The sequence below is a fragment of the uncultured Shewanella sp. genome (assembly GCF_947491715.1).
GTDB lineage: Bacteria > Pseudomonadota > Gammaproteobacteria > Enterobacterales > Shewanellaceae > Shewanella.
The window spans coordinates 79168-94126 of record NZ_CANLKR010000010.1; the positions used below are offsets into that span (position 1 = coordinate 79168).

Genomic DNA, 14959 nt, shown 5'->3' on the forward strand with positions numbered 1-14959 from the left:
TTTTTGGGGGGAGAGGGGAGCTTCGTTAATTTCTGCATTGGAAGTTTCAGTATTCTCTTTTATTCACAGCTTTACAGCTGTATTTTACTCAGCTGTAAATAATAAAAACCTGTGATATTAAGATATCACAGGTTTTTGTGTGTTACTTTTTATCGGTTAACGATAGCAGTTTGGCGTCATACTTCGTTTTATTTTTAAACCATCTACTTTAACTTTCTAATTTGGCCAGTTCTGCTTTTTGTTCTGTCAACTTATCGATATCACGCTGATATTCAGCTTGCTTTGCGCGCTCTTTTTCAATGACGGCAGCAGGCGCTTTAGCCACAAACCCTTGGTTTGAAAGTTTTTTATCGATACGTGCAAATTCATTAGCGGCTTTATCCAGCTGTTTATCAATACGGGCCATTTCAGCCGCGACATCAATAAGACCTGCCATTGGAATAAGCAGTTCCATATTACCAATAAGTTGAGTGCTTGACATTGGGGCGACATCATCAGCTTCCAGTACTGTCATTGACTCAAGTTTTGCAAGCGTAGTGAAGAAGGTCTGATTTGCATTCAAGCGTGCTTTATCTTGAGCGCTGACGCCTTTGAGTAATGCGTTTAATGGTTTTGACGGAGCAATGTTCAATTCTGCACGAATGTTACGAACAGCGATAATCACTTGTTTGACCCATTCAATATCTTGCATTGCTGCTTCATCAACAAGGTCAGCTTGATATTCAGGAAAAGCACTGAGCATAATGCTGGCTTTCGAAGCCTGTTTACCTAGAGCAAGTGGTTTAACCCGTTGCCAAATGGTCTCAGTGATATAAGGCATGATCGGATGCATCAAACGCTGCATGGCTTCAAGTACAGTGATTAATGTGTGGCGTGTGCCACGCAATTCACTTTCGCTGCCATTTTGCATAACGGGTTTAGTTAGCTCTAAATACCAGTCACAGAATTGGTTCCAAGTGAACTCATACAAGGTATTGGCGGCTAAATCAAAGCGGTAATTGGCCATGTGTTCTTCAAAAGCTTTGACCGTTTGATTAAATAAGCTTGTGATCCAGCGATCAGCCAGTGACAAAGTCAGTTCACCGCTTAGATCCCCCCTATCATCAATACCGCAATCTTCACCTTCGGTATTCATTAATACATAACGTGAAGCATTCCAGATTTTATTACAGAAGCTGCGATATCCGTCAAGACGTTTCATATCCCAGTTAATGTCGCGGCCCGTTGAGGCCATAGAGGCTAAGGTGAAGCGCAGGGCGTCAGTTCCGTGGGCTTCAATGCCTTCGCTAAATTCTTTGCGGGTACTTTTTTCAATTTTTGCAGCAAGCTTAGGCTGCATCATATTACCGGTGCGCTTTTCCACTAAGGCTTCAAGATCAATGCCGTCAATCATGTCGAGAGGATCGAGCACGTTGCCTTTGGATTTTGACATCTTGTTGCCCGCTTCATCACGGATAAGCCCAGTGACATAAACCGTTTTAAAGGGGACTTGAGGTTTACCGTTTTCATCTTTGATAAAGTGCATAGTCATCATGATCATGCGGGCGACCCAGAAGAAAATAATATCAAACCCTGTGACCAAAACATCGGTTGGATGAAATGCTTTTAAATCGTCAGTGTTCTCAGGCCAGCCTAACGTAGCAAAGGTCCATAAGGCTGAGCTAAACCAAGTATCGAGTACGTCGTTATCTTGGCGCAACACGATATGGCTTTCAAGCTTATACTTAGTGCGCACTTCATCTTCATCGCGGCCCACATAGACCTTGCCTGCTTCATCGTACCAAGCAGGAATGCGGTGTCCCCACCAAAGCTGGCGAGAAATACACCAATCCTGAATATCGCGCATCCAAGAGTTGTACATGTTCTCATATTGTTGAGGCACAAATTTGATATCGCCATTGTCGACGGCTTCCATGGCGGTTTTGGCCATAGGGGCAACAGAGACGTACCATTGGTCGGTTAACAGCGGTTCGATGACGACACCTGAACGGTCGCCATAAGGCACTTTTAACCCGTGAGGTTTGATTTCACCCAGTAAACCTAAGGTGTCGAGTTCTTCTATGACTAAGTTACGGGCTTTAAATCTATCAAGGCCTGCGTATTGCTCAGGCAGTGAGTTATCCAGTGTATTGTTGCTGCTGCCATCGGTATTGACGACTTCGGCACTGCTGCGAATGGCCGCATCAATCGTCAATACATTAAACATGGGTAATGCATGACGTTTACCGACTTCGTAATCGTTAAAATCATGAGCAGGAGTAATTTTGACACAACCTGTGCCAAATTCCATGTCGACATAATCGTCGCTAATAATAGGAATGAGGCGGTTAACGATGGGAAGGTGAACAAATTTACCAATCAGTGATTGATAGCGCTCGTCATCAGGGTGAACGGCAACCGCACTGTCACCTAATAGGGTTTCAGGACGCGTTGTGGCAATTTCAAGGTAATCTTTGCCATCGCTGGTTAACGCCCCTTCGGCGAGGGGGTAACGGAAGTGCCACATGCTGCCTTGTTTTTCTTTGTTTTCGACTTCTAAGTCTGAAATGGCAGTGTGTAATGCAGGATCCCAGTTAACTAAACGTTTGCCGCGATAAATGAGTTCATCATCATATAGTCTGACGAACACTTCTTGCACGGCGGCTGACATGCCGTCATCCATAGTGAAACGTTCGCGATCCCAATCAACCGAGGCGCCTAAGCGGCGTAATTGTTTGGTTATGGTGCCGCCAGACTGGGCTTTCCAGTCCCAAATACGGTCGATAAAGTTTTCACGTCCAAGATCGTGACGACTTTTACCTTCTTCGTTGGCAAGCTTACGCTCAACCAGCATTTGAGTGGCAATACCTGCATGATCGGTACCCACTTGCCACAGTGTTTTTTTACCTTTCATACGCTGATAACGGGTCAGCGTATCCATTATGGTGTCTTGAAAAGCATGCCCCATGTGTAAGCTACCTGTCACATTTGGTGGCGGGATCATGATGCAATAGTGACCTTGGGACGCGTCGCCCTGAGGTTTAAAGTAACCTTGCTCTTCCCAGTTCTGATAAAGAGCTTGTTCAATGGACTGCGGGTGATATGTTTTTTCCATGGGTTCGTGTGCTTCTCAAACTAAATTAAGGGGGTGTGTTGCTAAATCTTGGGTCGCCAGTGCGATATTCAAGGTACGATACTGATGGTATCTTAGCCTGGCTTGTGCCTTATGGGCTTTATCATTGGCAACAAAATCGACAATCTGGCCAAAGTTTACCGCAAATGAGGGGACTTGGTCTGCAAGATTGATCAATTGATGGCGATTTTTATTGGGGCCGATAGGATCGGTACCGATTTCAACGGGCGCGCCCGTTGCTGGCCCTTCACCTTTTAGATTATGCGGAACAAAGCTACTTGGGGGATATTGCCAAAGTAATTCATCAATGGCATAAGCTTGTTCTTTGTTATCACAATGAATATAGACGCTTTGTTGTTTTTTGAAAGTGTGCTGAGCCAATTCACAAGCTAAGTGATAGACAGGATTAAGGTCTATCGAGCCCGTTGATGATGGCGGTGGCAACAAGTAAAACAGCGCTTGGGTCATTGGAGTGCATTCTATTGGGATTAAGGGTTAACGGGGTATTGTACACTGAAAATTGAGAGGTTCCCAAAAGTGTTTTTATTTTCAACACATTTTTTATTGGGAAGTATCACGTGCTTCAATTTTGCCTTTTGGTCAGTATTTATTCCCGTACTGATTAAAATATAGGCTTTCAATCAGTTCGGGAATAAAACCGTTAAGTTAAAATCAACGCCATGATTTTATGTTCAATAAAGGCGTGATTACTCGCCGCCTTGTTCGATACCAGCGCGGTTAATTAAAAACTGGCTTAGTAATGGCACAGGTCGTCCAGTTGAGCCTTTATTGGCACCACTGTTCCAAGCCGTTCCTGCCACATCTAAATGCGCCCAATGGTATTTCTTGGCGAAACGGGACAAGAAGCATGCTGCTGTGATGGAACCTGCTGCTCGCCCACCTAAGTTAGTCATATCAGCAAAAGGACTTTCCAGTAACTCTTGATACTCATCCCATAATGGCATACGCCACGCTCTATCACCGCTTTGTTCACCGGCATTGAGTAATTCATGAGCGAGGGGGTTATGGCTGGAGAATAGGCCTGATGCATGTTTACCTAATGCGACAACGCAAGCGCCCGTTAACGTTGCTGTATCGACAACGAGTTCGGGATCGAAGCGTTCAACATAAGTTAATACATCACACAATACCAACCGACCTTCTGCGTCAGTATTTAACACTTCAACCGTTTGCCCTGACATGGTGGTGAGTACGTCACCTGGACGATAAGCATTACTGGATGGCATGTTTTCACATCCAGCAAGAATACCAATCACATTGACGGGTAACTTCATTTCACACAGTGCTTTCATGGTGCCAATGACACCTGCTGCGCCGCCCATATCATATTTCATTTCATCCATGGCTTCGCCAGGTTTCAATGAAATACCGCCTGAATCAAAGGTTAGCCCTTTGCCAATGAGGACGATAGGTTTCTCATCACTTTTTACAGCGCCCTTGTATTCCATAATGGTCATAATGGATTCATTATGGCTGCCGCGACCTACGGCCAAGTATGAGTTCATTTCTAACTTAGCCATTTGCTCTTCACCTATGGTGGAGACGGTTAAGCTTTCATGGGTTTCTGCCAATTGGCGTGCTTGAGAGGCTAAATAAGCAGGATTACAAATGTTCGGTGGCATGTTGGCCACGTCTCGACATAAGTGCATACCGCTTGAAATGGCGAGACCATGCTCAATGGCACGCTCTCCAACAGTCAGCTCCCTTCGTGTGGGAACATTGAAAACAAGCTTACGTAACGGACGGCGAGTTTCCCCTTTGCGGGTTTTTAATGTGTCAAAACTGTATAGACTATTTTGTGTTGTTTCTAAGGCTTCACGTACTTTCCAGTATGTATCACGCCCTTTTACATGTAACTCGGTCAGGAAACATACTGCTTCCATGGAGCCCGTTTCATTTAGGGTATTAATGGTTTTGGTAATAATTTGCTTATATTGACGTTCGTCTAACTCTCTTTCTTTACCACACCCCACTAATAATACTCGTTCGCTGAGTACATTTGGCACGTGATGTAATAAGAGCATTTGCCCTGGCTTACCTTCTAAGTCCCCACGACGTAATAGGTTACTGATATAACCTTCACTGATTTTATCCAGTTGCTCGGCAATACCTGATAAACGTCGAGGTTCGTATACGCCGACAACGATACAAGCTGAGCGTTGCTTCTCTGGGCTACCGCTCTTTACACTAAACTCCATGAGCTCTCCTAGATTCTTAAAGACAAATTTTATTATTTATTGGATAATGTCTGCTTGTGCCCCAAAATGGGGACTAAATATGGCACACCAAAAGTGATTTTCTCTGGTGTATTGTTGACCACGTTTAGCCATTGTTGGTTGCAAAACGACTAAAAGTAGACAGTCTACATGAAAGTTGGGTTGATACCAGCATAAATGAAAGTTTAGAGAGTGTATCCTACTTGTGATTGTACTTAGATACTTGATTAGCGAAGTTTTAAAAGCACAGATAGCCGTATTGCTCGTTTTGCTGGCTATTTTTATTAGTCAACAGTTTGTTCGCGTGCTGGCGGATGCCTCTGATGGTGATTTTCCTGCCTCCCTAGTGGCAACTTTATTAGGGCTTAATATGCCTTTCTTAGCGGTGTTGGTTATTCCGTTAAGTTTATTTTTGGGGATCTTGCTTGCACATGGGCGAATGTACTCTGAAAATGAAATGGTTATTTTTCATGGCGTCGGAGTAAGCGAATGGTATATCACTCGAGTGACACTATTAATCGCTTTAGTGAATCTTATTATCACTGGCTTTTTGTCACTTTATGTCACGCCTTGGGCCGAGGAGAAACAGAACCAAGTGCTAGAACATGCGCAATCCGAAGCTGGATTAGCGGCATTGACGGCAGGGCGTTTTCAGACCAGCCCAGATGGACGAGCAGTGTTATTTGTTGAGAAGATTGGCCGAGATAATTCACTGAGTAAAGTGTTTGTTGCGCAGCTTCCTGAAAAAAATGATGACACCGGAACGAGTAATGTGGTGGTGGCAAAAAGTGGCAGTGTGATTGAAGACGCGAGCGGCGCTCAGCGGTTAGAGTTATCCGATGGGGTGAGTTACCAAGGCAGTCCAAAAGCGCTTGACTATCAAGTCACGGATTTTGGTGGTTATCAAATGCAGATTAAAGAGCAAGAAGTGGATCAGCGTCGTCGTAAGCTTTCGTCTTTACCATTAGCGAAATTAATGGCGATAGACTCCCCGCAAGCAACGGCTGAGTTTCATTGGCGATTGGCGATTCCACTGGCTATTCCGTTAATGACCTTAATCGCCGTTCCTATGTCGAGGGTGAACAATCGTCAAGGTAAGTTTGCCAAGATGTTACCTGCTATTTTGTTATATTTAGGGTATTTTGGCTTGATGGTTGCGGGCAGAAAAGCACTAGAAGATGATGTTATTCCTGCATATTTAGGCATGTGGTGGATCCATGCTTCGGCCTTATTTATTGGGTTAATATTATTGAGTAAGGAAAGGCCATGGGGCAGTAAGTTGTTAGCCTATTTTAAACGTAAAAAGGCGACTGCATGAGAATTCTAGATTTTTATATTGCGAGAACTATTATTAGCAGTTCGGCACTCTGTCTGCTTATTTTAACGGGTTTATCAGGCATTATTAAATGGGTTGATCAACTTAGACTTGTCGGGCGTGGCACATATACTATGCTTGATGCGGGGATTTACGTACTTTACCTTATTCCTCGCGATGTCGAGATGTTTTTCCCTATGGCAGTACTATTAGGTGCCCTTATAGGTATGGGGATGATGGCATCGAATTCTGAGCTTGTGGTGATGCAGTCGTCGGGCTTATCTCGTTTGCAAATTGCCATGTCGGCCATGAAGACGGCAATCCCGTTAATGGTATTGGTGATGATGTTAGGTGAATGGGGTGCCCCAGCAGCAGAGCTTAAAGCGAAGGAACGACAAGCAATCAAAACATCAGGGGGGAGTTTTATCAAATCTAAACAAGGTATTTGGGCGCGAGATGACGGCTTGTTTGTGAATATTGGTCAAGTGGTTGATGTAGATAAATTAAGTAATGTGACCTTATATCAATTTGATGATACTTTACATTTAATTCGGACGGTTAATGCGCAGACTGCCACTTACGTTAATAATCTTTGGCAGTTACATGACGTTGAAACAACCTCTTTTACTGCAGATAAAATTAAAGTTAATCATGAGGATAACGATGTTTGGCGGTCGACTTTAACTCCTGATAAATTAACCGTTGTCTCAGTAAAGCCTGAATCATTATCCATTCAAGGCTTGTTAGGCTATTTAGACTATTTAAAGACAAACCATCAAGCGGCTGAGCGTTATGAATTAGCGTTATGGCGAAAGCTAATGCAGCCCGTTACGGTTGCTGTTATGATGTTAGTGGCGCTATCGTTTGTATTTGGGCCGCTGAGAACAGCGACTATGGGAGCGCGTGTTTTATTAGGTGTGGTGGCTGGATTTAGCTTTTATATTTGCAGCGAAATTTTTGGCCCTCTCAGTATTGTTTATGGCTTACCCGCTTATTTGAGTGCGGGTATGCCAGCGCTTATTTTCAGTGTAGGTGCGTTATATTTTATTCGAAAATAAAATCTATTATCGCGATAAAAAATGGCATCATATCGATGCCATTTTTTATTGGAAAGGTGAGCTTAAACGCCGCGCCAATTGCGTAATTGATTGGCTTCAATTGATAATACGACTATCTCTGAACGTGTCATGCTGTCTTGTAGCGCTAATTTGTCGGTGTTAAGCAAAATCCAAAGGTTACCCAATCCCAATAGAGAGTAAATTAAACGAGCACTGGCGGTGATCATGCTTAAACTTTGGCCGTTGGGATGTTGTACTTTAAGGCGCCAAGCTCGCATGCCTAAAGTTTGACCGCCATAGCTCCAAAAGCAGATATAGAAAAGACTGACGCAAAGTACTAACCAAAACTGGTAGAGGCTTTTATATAAATCAGTGCCATTGAGTAGATCGGAAACATGTTCAAACCCCTTCATGTCGAGCAAGTTAAGTGAAACAAGTCCGGTAAAAATGCCAAAACCGATAGCGCCTGCAATCATATAGACGGCAACGGCCAGAAGTGCGTCATAAATGATGGCACCTAAGCGTCTAAAGAAACTGGCTCTGGGAAAATTAGCATGTTCGCTATTTCCCCTAATGGTTTGTGGTGGGGGATTGGCTTTAATCTTTTTCATAATTGTGACTTCTATTCATTCGTGTGTGGGTCATCTTTGACAAAATAAATATCACTGAAACCAAATCGGGCAAATTCTTTTGTTCTAAAATCTTTTACAGCGGCGCCACCTTTTGAGGTCATGGCGATTTGTTGTTCCATTGCTAAATAATTAGTAAGATCAATGCCCTCTTCAGCAGCAATGGCTTCATACATATCGTGATAGACATCATAAGCAAAGTTGATTTCTTTTCGTTGGTTTTTATATTTATAGGTGATCTTGCGGGCCATGATGTTTATCCTAGCAGTGGCTGAAAATATAAAGTGGCTTTGTTTGATGCAAAACCACTGGGCATTATACTGCATTTATTCCAAGGTGAGTGGGTTATGTTAATCTATATTCGTTGGAATTTGATTTTTACCGGAATAAAAGGTTAATCGTTTGCCTAGTATTTTCTCAATAAGTTGAGTGGCACTTAAGTCGTGGGTAACATTGATCACGGTGGCCATGGCATCTGTAGTTGCGCCAATGACAACCAGCATAGGGATGACTTCCATTGGCAGTCCTAGGGATGTGACAATAAATATTTCACCTAAAAAGGCGCCACCAGGAACGCCACTTACGATTACTGCGTAAAGCGTAGCAAGCAAGAGAGTCATAAAAAAGACTTCAGGAGTAAAGTCTAATCCAAGCACGGCATAAATAAACACCACTTTCAGTGTGGCTGTCATCGCTGCGCCGCCTTTATTAACATTGACCAATAAGGGTAAACAGATATCGGCAACCTCTTCTTTTAATCCCATCTTCTGTGCACTGCGAAGATTGACGGGTAAAGTGGCCAGAGATGAGCTGGTTCCTAATGCTGTGGTGGCTGAGGGGAAGACATTACGCCAAAAGCTCGCTATGGCTGGACGTCCACCTGCTAGAGCGGCATAAAAAGTTGAACCGAATATAAAATAAAGCAGAGCGGCAACCAAAAAGAGCAAAATAGCCCGAGCAAAAGACGTGAGCAAATCAGGATCTTGGTTGGCCATGGTCGAGGCAAAATAGCAGCCTAATCCTATTGGCGCCACAATCATAATCATAGAGACGATTTTCATGGTAACCACATTCAAACTCTGTAGCATTGCTGCGACTTTTCTTCCGTGCTCTCCCGATTGCCCAATGGCAATGCCTGCAATAATCGACATAATCACCAAGGCAAGAATGTTGGACTTGGATAATAATCCAACAAAGTCATTCGTGGTTAACATTTTGACGAAGTCCATGTGCCCGCCATCGTCACTGATAGGGTTTTTTAGGTTAAGCGTGACGCCTTGAGCGGGATCAAAAATGCTGGCAAGACCGATCATTGTGAGCGAAGGAATAATGGCCATCATAGCGGACACACCAATGACGGCTAATAATATCACGCCAAGTTTCTTTAAATCTGTCATGCTGGCGATGGATGAAGTGACGCTTAAACAGACTAAAGGCACTACAATCATAAACAGTAAGTTAATGAAAATCTGGCCAATTGGGGCAAGCCCATGAGCGATAGCAGGAAAATAGATCCCAGTTATGGCCCCAATAGCCAGTGCTAATATTAAAATGAGAGAAGAGCGATAATGAGTGGCAACCTCTAATAAGCGCATAATATTAACCTTATTATTCTAGGGGAAGTTGATCTTTCGTGGATAATTGATGTCCGCGATAAAGGTGTGTTAATCACAGTTTATTTACCAAGGTAATGATGCTATTAAAAGATCTTGTGAAAAACTGAGTGACTATTATACCCACTTTATATTTGTTAATAATACCAAAATGATTTTAGATATAATTTATAGGATTGAGCAGGTATTAAGGGAAGGATGGGGATGAGTATAATCATTATTGCTAATGTTGTTTAACAGAAGGAGGAGAGTGTTTCTCCTCCTCCTTTCAGATGACTATTTTAATTTTTTAATTTTCGCGGGAGAGGCGTTTTTGACTTTGACTCTACGACCACTCATTTTTCGCTCGGCAATGACTTGAGCGCCTGCATTATCATCTCGCTGTTGTTTTTTAGCGAAGCTACGGCGTTTTTGCAACTGCTTAATGAGGAGATCTCGGCTACCTACTTCATAGCCCGGAATAGTAATACGACGCAGTTTTTGACCAATGAGTTTTTCGATATCGGCAAGAGTGCGCTCTTCTTCACGGCTCACAAATGAGATTGCTACGCCGCTTTTACCGGCTCGGCCTGTGCGGCCAATGCGGTGAACATAATCTTCGGCTAAGAAAGGCAGATCGTAATTCACCACATATTCCAAATCGGGAATGTCTAAGCCGCGAGCGGCGACTTCGGTGGCGACGAGAACACGCACTTTACCTTCTTTGAATTCACGTAATGCACGGCGACGACTGCCTTGTGCTTTTTCACCATGAACGACACTAGAAGGAATGCCATCTAAGTTGAGTTCTTTAACTAATACATCTGCTGCATCTCGAGTGGCGGTGAAAACGAGGACTTGTTGCCAGTTTTTCGTGCCAATGAGTTCAGAGAGTAATTCACGTTTACGGCGCTGCTCGACAGGGTAAATGGCTTGACTCACTGTTGCTGCTGTGGTGTTTTGTTTATCGGCGCTGATCACATTGGGTTTAATCAGCATGTCGTTGGCTAACTTTTTGACAGCGCTAGAAAAAGTGGCAGAAAAGAGTAGGTTTTGTCGTTTGCTGTTAGCGACTTGAAGAATTTTTTGGATATCTTGACTAAATCCCATATCGAGCATGCGATCGGCTTCATCTAATACCAGAAAATCAAGATTAGATAAACTAAGATTGCAAGAGGTTAAATGTTCAAGCAATCGACCTGGGGTCGCAACGATAATATCGGCACCGCGCTTTAACTTTACGGCTTGAGAGTCCATCTTAACTCCGCCATAAAGTGTGATAATACTTATATTGAGATGCTTACTATAATCGCTAATATTTTGAGCAACTTGTGCAGCAAGTTCTCTTGTTGGCGTTAATATGAGTGCTTTGGTATTTGAGCGATGCGTGTCGCTAGGATTATCGAGCATTTTTTGTAAAATAGGTAAAGCGAAGGCAGCGGTTTTGCCTGTGCCTGTTTGGGCACTGGCTAAGACGTCTTGGCCACGTCTAATCGCTGGAATAGCTTGCTGCTGAATTGGCGTCATTTTCTGATAACCACATTCTGAGATAGCACGTAAAATCTCGGGAGCAAAACTAAAAGATTCAAATCTCATTATGGGGTCCTGTTATTCGTCATTCACATCAAGTTATTTTGTAATATTAGCTTATGCACGCTAAACGGTTGAGTAGGCTAAGCGTGGCGGCGGAGTATAGCAAAGATTGAGATGAGGTTTTAGGGTTATTTGTAAATGTGTTGTTTTTAGCGGTATGGTCATCCCCTTTCGATGTGACATGAGCTCAAAAGGGGATTAATCTTCTGTCATCTATAAGCCAAATTACTTGAAGATGCAGCATTCAGTTGGAATTAAAACATGCGTCGCTTTGAATTGAAGTCTGCGGCTGGGGATTACTGTTTTGCTAATGCTTCAACACCGGTTGGGATTTGATACCATGCTGGTTTTTCACTGCTCCAGACGTGGATCATGGGGGCGAAATCCTTATCGACTGAGGCGCCAACGGGTTTTAATTTCAACTTAATAAGATCGGGTTGTTCGGGATTGTAATGATAGATACGGGTGCCGCAAGTGGGGCAAAGCTTAGCATGGTTTTGGTTACCACTCTCAGCCAGTCGGCTCCAATGTTTCATTTCACCTTGAAAGTGGATATCCTCTTTTGTGACAACAGCAGTAATACTAAAAGGACTCGACGACAGTTTTTGGCACTCTTGGCAGTGACAGGCTAATACTTTTATTGGCTTTTTAGCGAGTGTGTAGCTCACTTGACCACATTGGCATGCTGCGGTTATTGGGTATTTCATCACTTTTCCTCACTTATATAAGATAAGGCTGAACTTGCTTTTACAACTGATTGAACAATAAGGGGTAAAAGCAAGTGTGTTCATTGACTAAATTGCTGTCGTTGCATTTGTTAGCCAAATTAAATCGCTGCCATGTATTAAAGGAGCTAAAGTTTCGAAGACTTGTTGATGATAGTCATTGAGCCAAGATATTTCTTCTTTTGTCAGTAAATTTTTATCGATAAGGCGGTTATCCATTGGAATGAGGGTGAGTGATTTAAATTCTAACATGTCTCGTTCAATCCCAGCTAAGGACTGACAGCTTTGGACTGCGACTAGGTTTTCAAGTCGGATCCCAAACTCACCTTCTCGATAATAGCCTGGTTCATTGGAGACTATCATGCCGGGCAATAATGCAACGCTTTGACCTGCTTTGGCGATACGCTGCGGGCCTTCATGGACGTTTAAGAAATGGCCCACACCGTGACCTGTACCATGATCGTAATCATAGCCGTGCTGCCATAAGAACTGTCTGGCAAACCCATCGAGTTGTTGGCCTGTGGTGCCTAATGGAAATTTAGCTTGATCCAATGCGATGTGCCCCTTTAATACTAAGGTGACCATCTTTTTTTGCTCGTCACTGGGCTCACCAATAGCAATAGTGCGAGTGACATCAGTGGTGCCATCGAAATATTGCGCGCCAGAATCTACAAGGTATAAGCTATTAAGTGTCATTTTTGCTGGCGTGCCATTGTTATGATTATAATGGCACATGGCGGCGTTACTGCCGAGGGCTGAAATGGTATCGAAACTGGGCTCTTGATAAAGCGGATCTTGTAAGCGAAAACTTTCCAATTTATCGCTAAGCTTGGCTTCATCATATAAACGATTTGCTTGGACTTCAGTATCAAGCCAAGCTAAAAATCGACTGACTGCGACGCCATCTCGAATATGGCACGCTTTAAAGCCAGCTAATTCAACTGGATTTTTTTGTGCTTTTTCTAATGCGATAGGGCAGCTTGCGGCCAGTAAGGTGACTCCTGCGGTTTTGGCTGTGAGTTGTGTCCAAGCATTGCTGGCGTTAGGATCGCAAAGTAAGATGGTATTAGAAAGGGTTGCTAATGCTTCTTTTAATGCTGTTTCAGGTAAAAACGATACCCCCAATCCAACATGTTCATTAATCCCTTTAGGCAATTTGGTGATATCGGTAAAGAGTTGAACATTGCCATCTTGGTATAATAGCGCGGTGCCCAGAATAACGGGAAGTCGAGGCACATCTTGACCTCTGAGGTTGAGTAACCAACAAAAAGAATCTAAGGCGGTAATCAAGGCGGCATTTGCGCCAGCCTGTTGAACTTTTGAGGCGATCCTTGTGCGTTTATTGAGGCTCGTTTCCCCAGCGTAATCATTACTGAATAAGATAGCGGGTGAACTTGACGCTGGCGGGCGGTTCTCCCAATACATATCAATCGGGTTACTATCGAGTGTGACAAGTGATAAGTCGGCGTTATTAAACGCTGATTGTGCAGCGTGATACCAGCTTAAACTGTGTAGTCGGCTATCGATACCAATTCGAGAGTGACTGGGCAGTGTTTCGATTAGCCATTGAATTTGTGGTGTGTCTGTGAGGCTTAAATATTCAAATAGTTCAGCATTAACTTGCTGGCGAACTTGCACTGTATAGCGGCCATCGGTGAATATCGCTGCACTGTCTTTTAGGATAATAGCCATGCCTGCAGAGCCTGTAAATCCAGTTGCCCAGTGTAAACGTTCATTCTGGGGGGGGACGTATTCCCCTAAATATTCGTCGGCTCTAGGGACAATAAAAGCGTCGAGATCATGCTTGGCCATTTCAGTTCTAATAGCGCTAAGGCGAGTGGCAATGAGTGATGACATAAGGCTCCCAAGTGGATAGTGGTGATGGATGACGTCAAAAGGAATAATATGGCCGTAATGTTAACATGACCCCCTTCTTTAGTCTTATTTGTTATCTAAAGAAGGGGCGAATGCCATGGAGGCTTAATCTATGCTGATTAACTCGACATCAAAAATGAGTGTTGCGCCTGCAGGAATTTGTCCTGCACTTCGATTGCCATAAGCTAACTTGCTCGGAATAAAAAAGCGGGCTTTTTCACCGACAACCATTAACTGCAACCCTTCAGTCCAGCCTTTAATGACACGATTCAATGGAAATGAAATAGGCTCTCCCCGTTCAAAAGAGCTATCAAAAACGTCACCATTGATAAGGCGACCTTCATAATTAACTGTGACAGTATCTGTTGATTTAGGGTGCTGTGTACCACTGCCTGGAGTCAATACTTGATATTGCAAGCCAGATGCAGTGGTTTTCACTTGTGGAAGCGTCTTATTTTCGGTTAAAAATGCTTGCCCTTGAGCGTTCTGCTCTTTGACTTCGGTTTGGTTGTTTCTTGAGCTGTAAAAGTAAAAAATCACCCCAGCGATTAAGATAATGGCGAGTAAGACTTTCATTCTGTGTTCCTTGGTAATTGATATAGGGTTATTCGTTTATCACCGTTCCATTTTATAAAGCCTGCAGTAAATTGGGAGTGAATATACCCGTGATACCTGAAGATGCAGGATTCAGCTGGAATTAAAAGCCTTTTAGGCAAGGCTTTGAACAGCGTGCTTAGTCATTCTAAGCTGATGTTCAATAACGCAGTATAAAAGGCTTTTAAACCAGCCCTTTGGGAGTCTGTAAAATCACCTACTTCTGCGT

12 protein-coding genes are annotated in these 14959 nt (G+C 43.4%); 2 read left to right on the plus strand and 10 right to left on the minus strand.

Translation table 11 applies throughout. From position 1 onward, the window contains the following. Nucleotides 1-208: 208 nt before the first annotated feature. The 3 genes from Q0779_RS09430 to pepA form a co-directional block, all read right to left on the minus strand. Nucleotides 209-3094: a valine--tRNA ligase gene (locus Q0779_RS09430; protein ID WP_298771959.1), complete on the minus strand. Its 2886-nt coding sequence runs from the start codon at nt 3092-3094 to the stop codon at nt 209-211. Nucleotides 3095-3109: 15 nt separating this feature from the next. Beyond that, nucleotides 3110-3580, minus strand: coding sequence for a DNA polymerase III subunit chi (locus Q0779_RS09435; RefSeq protein WP_298771961.1), 471 nt, complete (start codon nt 3578-3580; stop codon nt 3110-3112). 239 nt (nt 3581-3819) lie between these two features. Beyond that, nucleotides 3820-5331 (minus strand): leucyl aminopeptidase, encoded by a 1512-nt coding sequence (gene pepA / locus Q0779_RS09440; protein ID WP_298771963.1) that lies wholly within the window; start codon nt 5329-5331, stop codon nt 3820-3822. Between the two features lie 223 nt (nt 5332-5554). Here pepA and lptF point away from each other — a divergent pair, with 223 nt between their 5' ends. After that, complete coding sequence (lptF, locus tag Q0779_RS09445; RefSeq protein ID WP_298771964.1) at nt 5555-6667, plus strand: LPS export ABC transporter permease LptF; 1113 nt, start codon at nt 5555-5557, stop codon at nt 6665-6667. Further along, nucleotides 6664-7722 (plus strand): LPS export ABC transporter permease LptG, encoded by a 1059-nt coding sequence (lptG, locus tag Q0779_RS09450; protein WP_298771966.1) that lies wholly within the window; start codon nt 6664-6666, stop codon nt 7720-7722. The genes lptF and lptG overlap by 4 nt, the downstream gene beginning before the upstream one ends. A gap of 62 nt (nt 7723-7784) precedes the next feature. On the opposite strand, the gene Q0779_RS09455 is transcribed toward lptG, so the two are convergent. From Q0779_RS09455 to Q0779_RS09485, 7 genes are all read right to left on the minus strand, one after another. Further along, nucleotides 7785-8333 carry an RDD family protein gene (locus tag Q0779_RS09455; protein ID WP_298771968.1) on the minus strand — a complete coding sequence of 183 codons (549 nt, stop codon included), beginning with the start codon at nt 8331-8333 and terminating at the stop codon, nt 7785-7787. Nucleotides 8334-8344: 11 nt separating this feature from the next. Further along, the gene (locus Q0779_RS09460; RefSeq protein ID WP_298771970.1) at nt 8345-8602 is read right to left on the minus strand and encodes a DUF2960 domain-containing protein; all 258 of its coding nucleotides are present in this window, start codon (nt 8600-8602) and stop codon (nt 8345-8347) included. A 99-nt stretch (nt 8603-8701) separates the two neighbouring features. Continuing rightward, nucleotides 8702-9946, minus strand: a complete 1245-nt coding sequence (locus tag Q0779_RS09465; RefSeq protein ID WP_298771972.1) for a dicarboxylate/amino acid:cation symporter — start codon at nt 9944-9946, stop codon at nt 8702-8704. Nucleotides 9947-10240: 294 nt separating this feature from the next. Further along, complete coding sequence (locus Q0779_RS09470) at nt 10241-11539, minus strand: DEAD/DEAH box helicase (RefSeq protein ID WP_298771974.1); 1299 nt, start codon at nt 11537-11539, stop codon at nt 10241-10243. Between the two features lie 293 nt (nt 11540-11832). Then, nucleotides 11833-12243 (minus strand): GFA family protein, encoded by a 411-nt coding sequence (locus tag Q0779_RS09475; RefSeq protein WP_298771976.1) that lies wholly within the window; start codon nt 12241-12243, stop codon nt 11833-11835. A gap of 87 nt (nt 12244-12330) precedes the next feature. Then, on the minus strand, nt 12331-14118 hold the full coding sequence (locus Q0779_RS09480; RefSeq protein WP_298771978.1) for an aminopeptidase P family protein: 1788 nt from the start codon (nt 14116-14118) through the stop codon (nt 12331-12333). Between the two features lie 123 nt (nt 14119-14241). After that, complete coding sequence (locus Q0779_RS09485; protein WP_298771980.1) at nt 14242-14712, minus strand: FKBP-type peptidyl-prolyl cis-trans isomerase; 471 nt, start codon at nt 14710-14712, stop codon at nt 14242-14244. Between the last annotated feature and the right edge of the window lie 247 nt (nt 14713-14959).

Bases quoted from the DNA above. Each gene is read 5' to 3' on its own strand.
- Q0779_RS09430 (WP_298771959.1), bottom strand. From the start codon at position 3,094: ATGGAAAAAACATATCACCCGCAGTCCATTGAACAAGCTCTTTATCAG.
- Q0779_RS09435 (WP_298771961.1), bottom strand. From the start codon at position 3,580: ATGACCCAAGCGCTGTTTTACTTGTTGCCACCGCCATCATCAACGGGC.
- pepA (WP_298771963.1), bottom strand. From the start codon at position 5,331: ATGGAGTTTAGTGTAAAGAGCGGTAGCCCAGAGAAGCAACGCTCAGCT.
- lptG (WP_298771966.1), top strand. From the start codon at position 6,664: ATGAGAATTCTAGATTTTTATATTGCGAGAACTATTATTAGCAGTTCG.
- Q0779_RS09455 (WP_298771968.1), bottom strand. From the start codon at position 8,333: ATGAAAAAGATTAAAGCCAATCCCCCACCACAAACCATTAGGGGAAAT.
- Q0779_RS09460 (WP_298771970.1), bottom strand. From the start codon at position 8,602: ATGGCCCGCAAGATCACCTATAAATATAAAAACCAACGAAAAGAAATC.
- Q0779_RS09465 (WP_298771972.1), bottom strand. From the start codon at position 9,946: ATGCGCTTATTAGAGGTTGCCACTCATTATCGCTCTTCTCTCATTTTA.
- Q0779_RS09470 (WP_298771974.1), bottom strand. From the start codon at position 11,539: ATGAGATTTGAATCTTTTAGTTTTGCTCCCGAGATTTTACGTGCTATC.
- Q0779_RS09475 (WP_298771976.1), bottom strand. From the start codon at position 12,243: ATGAAATACCCAATAACCGCAGCATGCCAATGTGGTCAAGTGAGCTAC.
- Q0779_RS09480 (WP_298771978.1), bottom strand. From the start codon at position 14,118: ATGTCATCACTCATTGCCACTCGCCTTAGCGCTATTAGAACTGAAATG.
- Q0779_RS09485 (WP_298771980.1), bottom strand. From the start codon at position 14,712: ATGAAAGTCTTACTCGCCATTATCTTAATCGCTGGGGTGATTTTTTAC.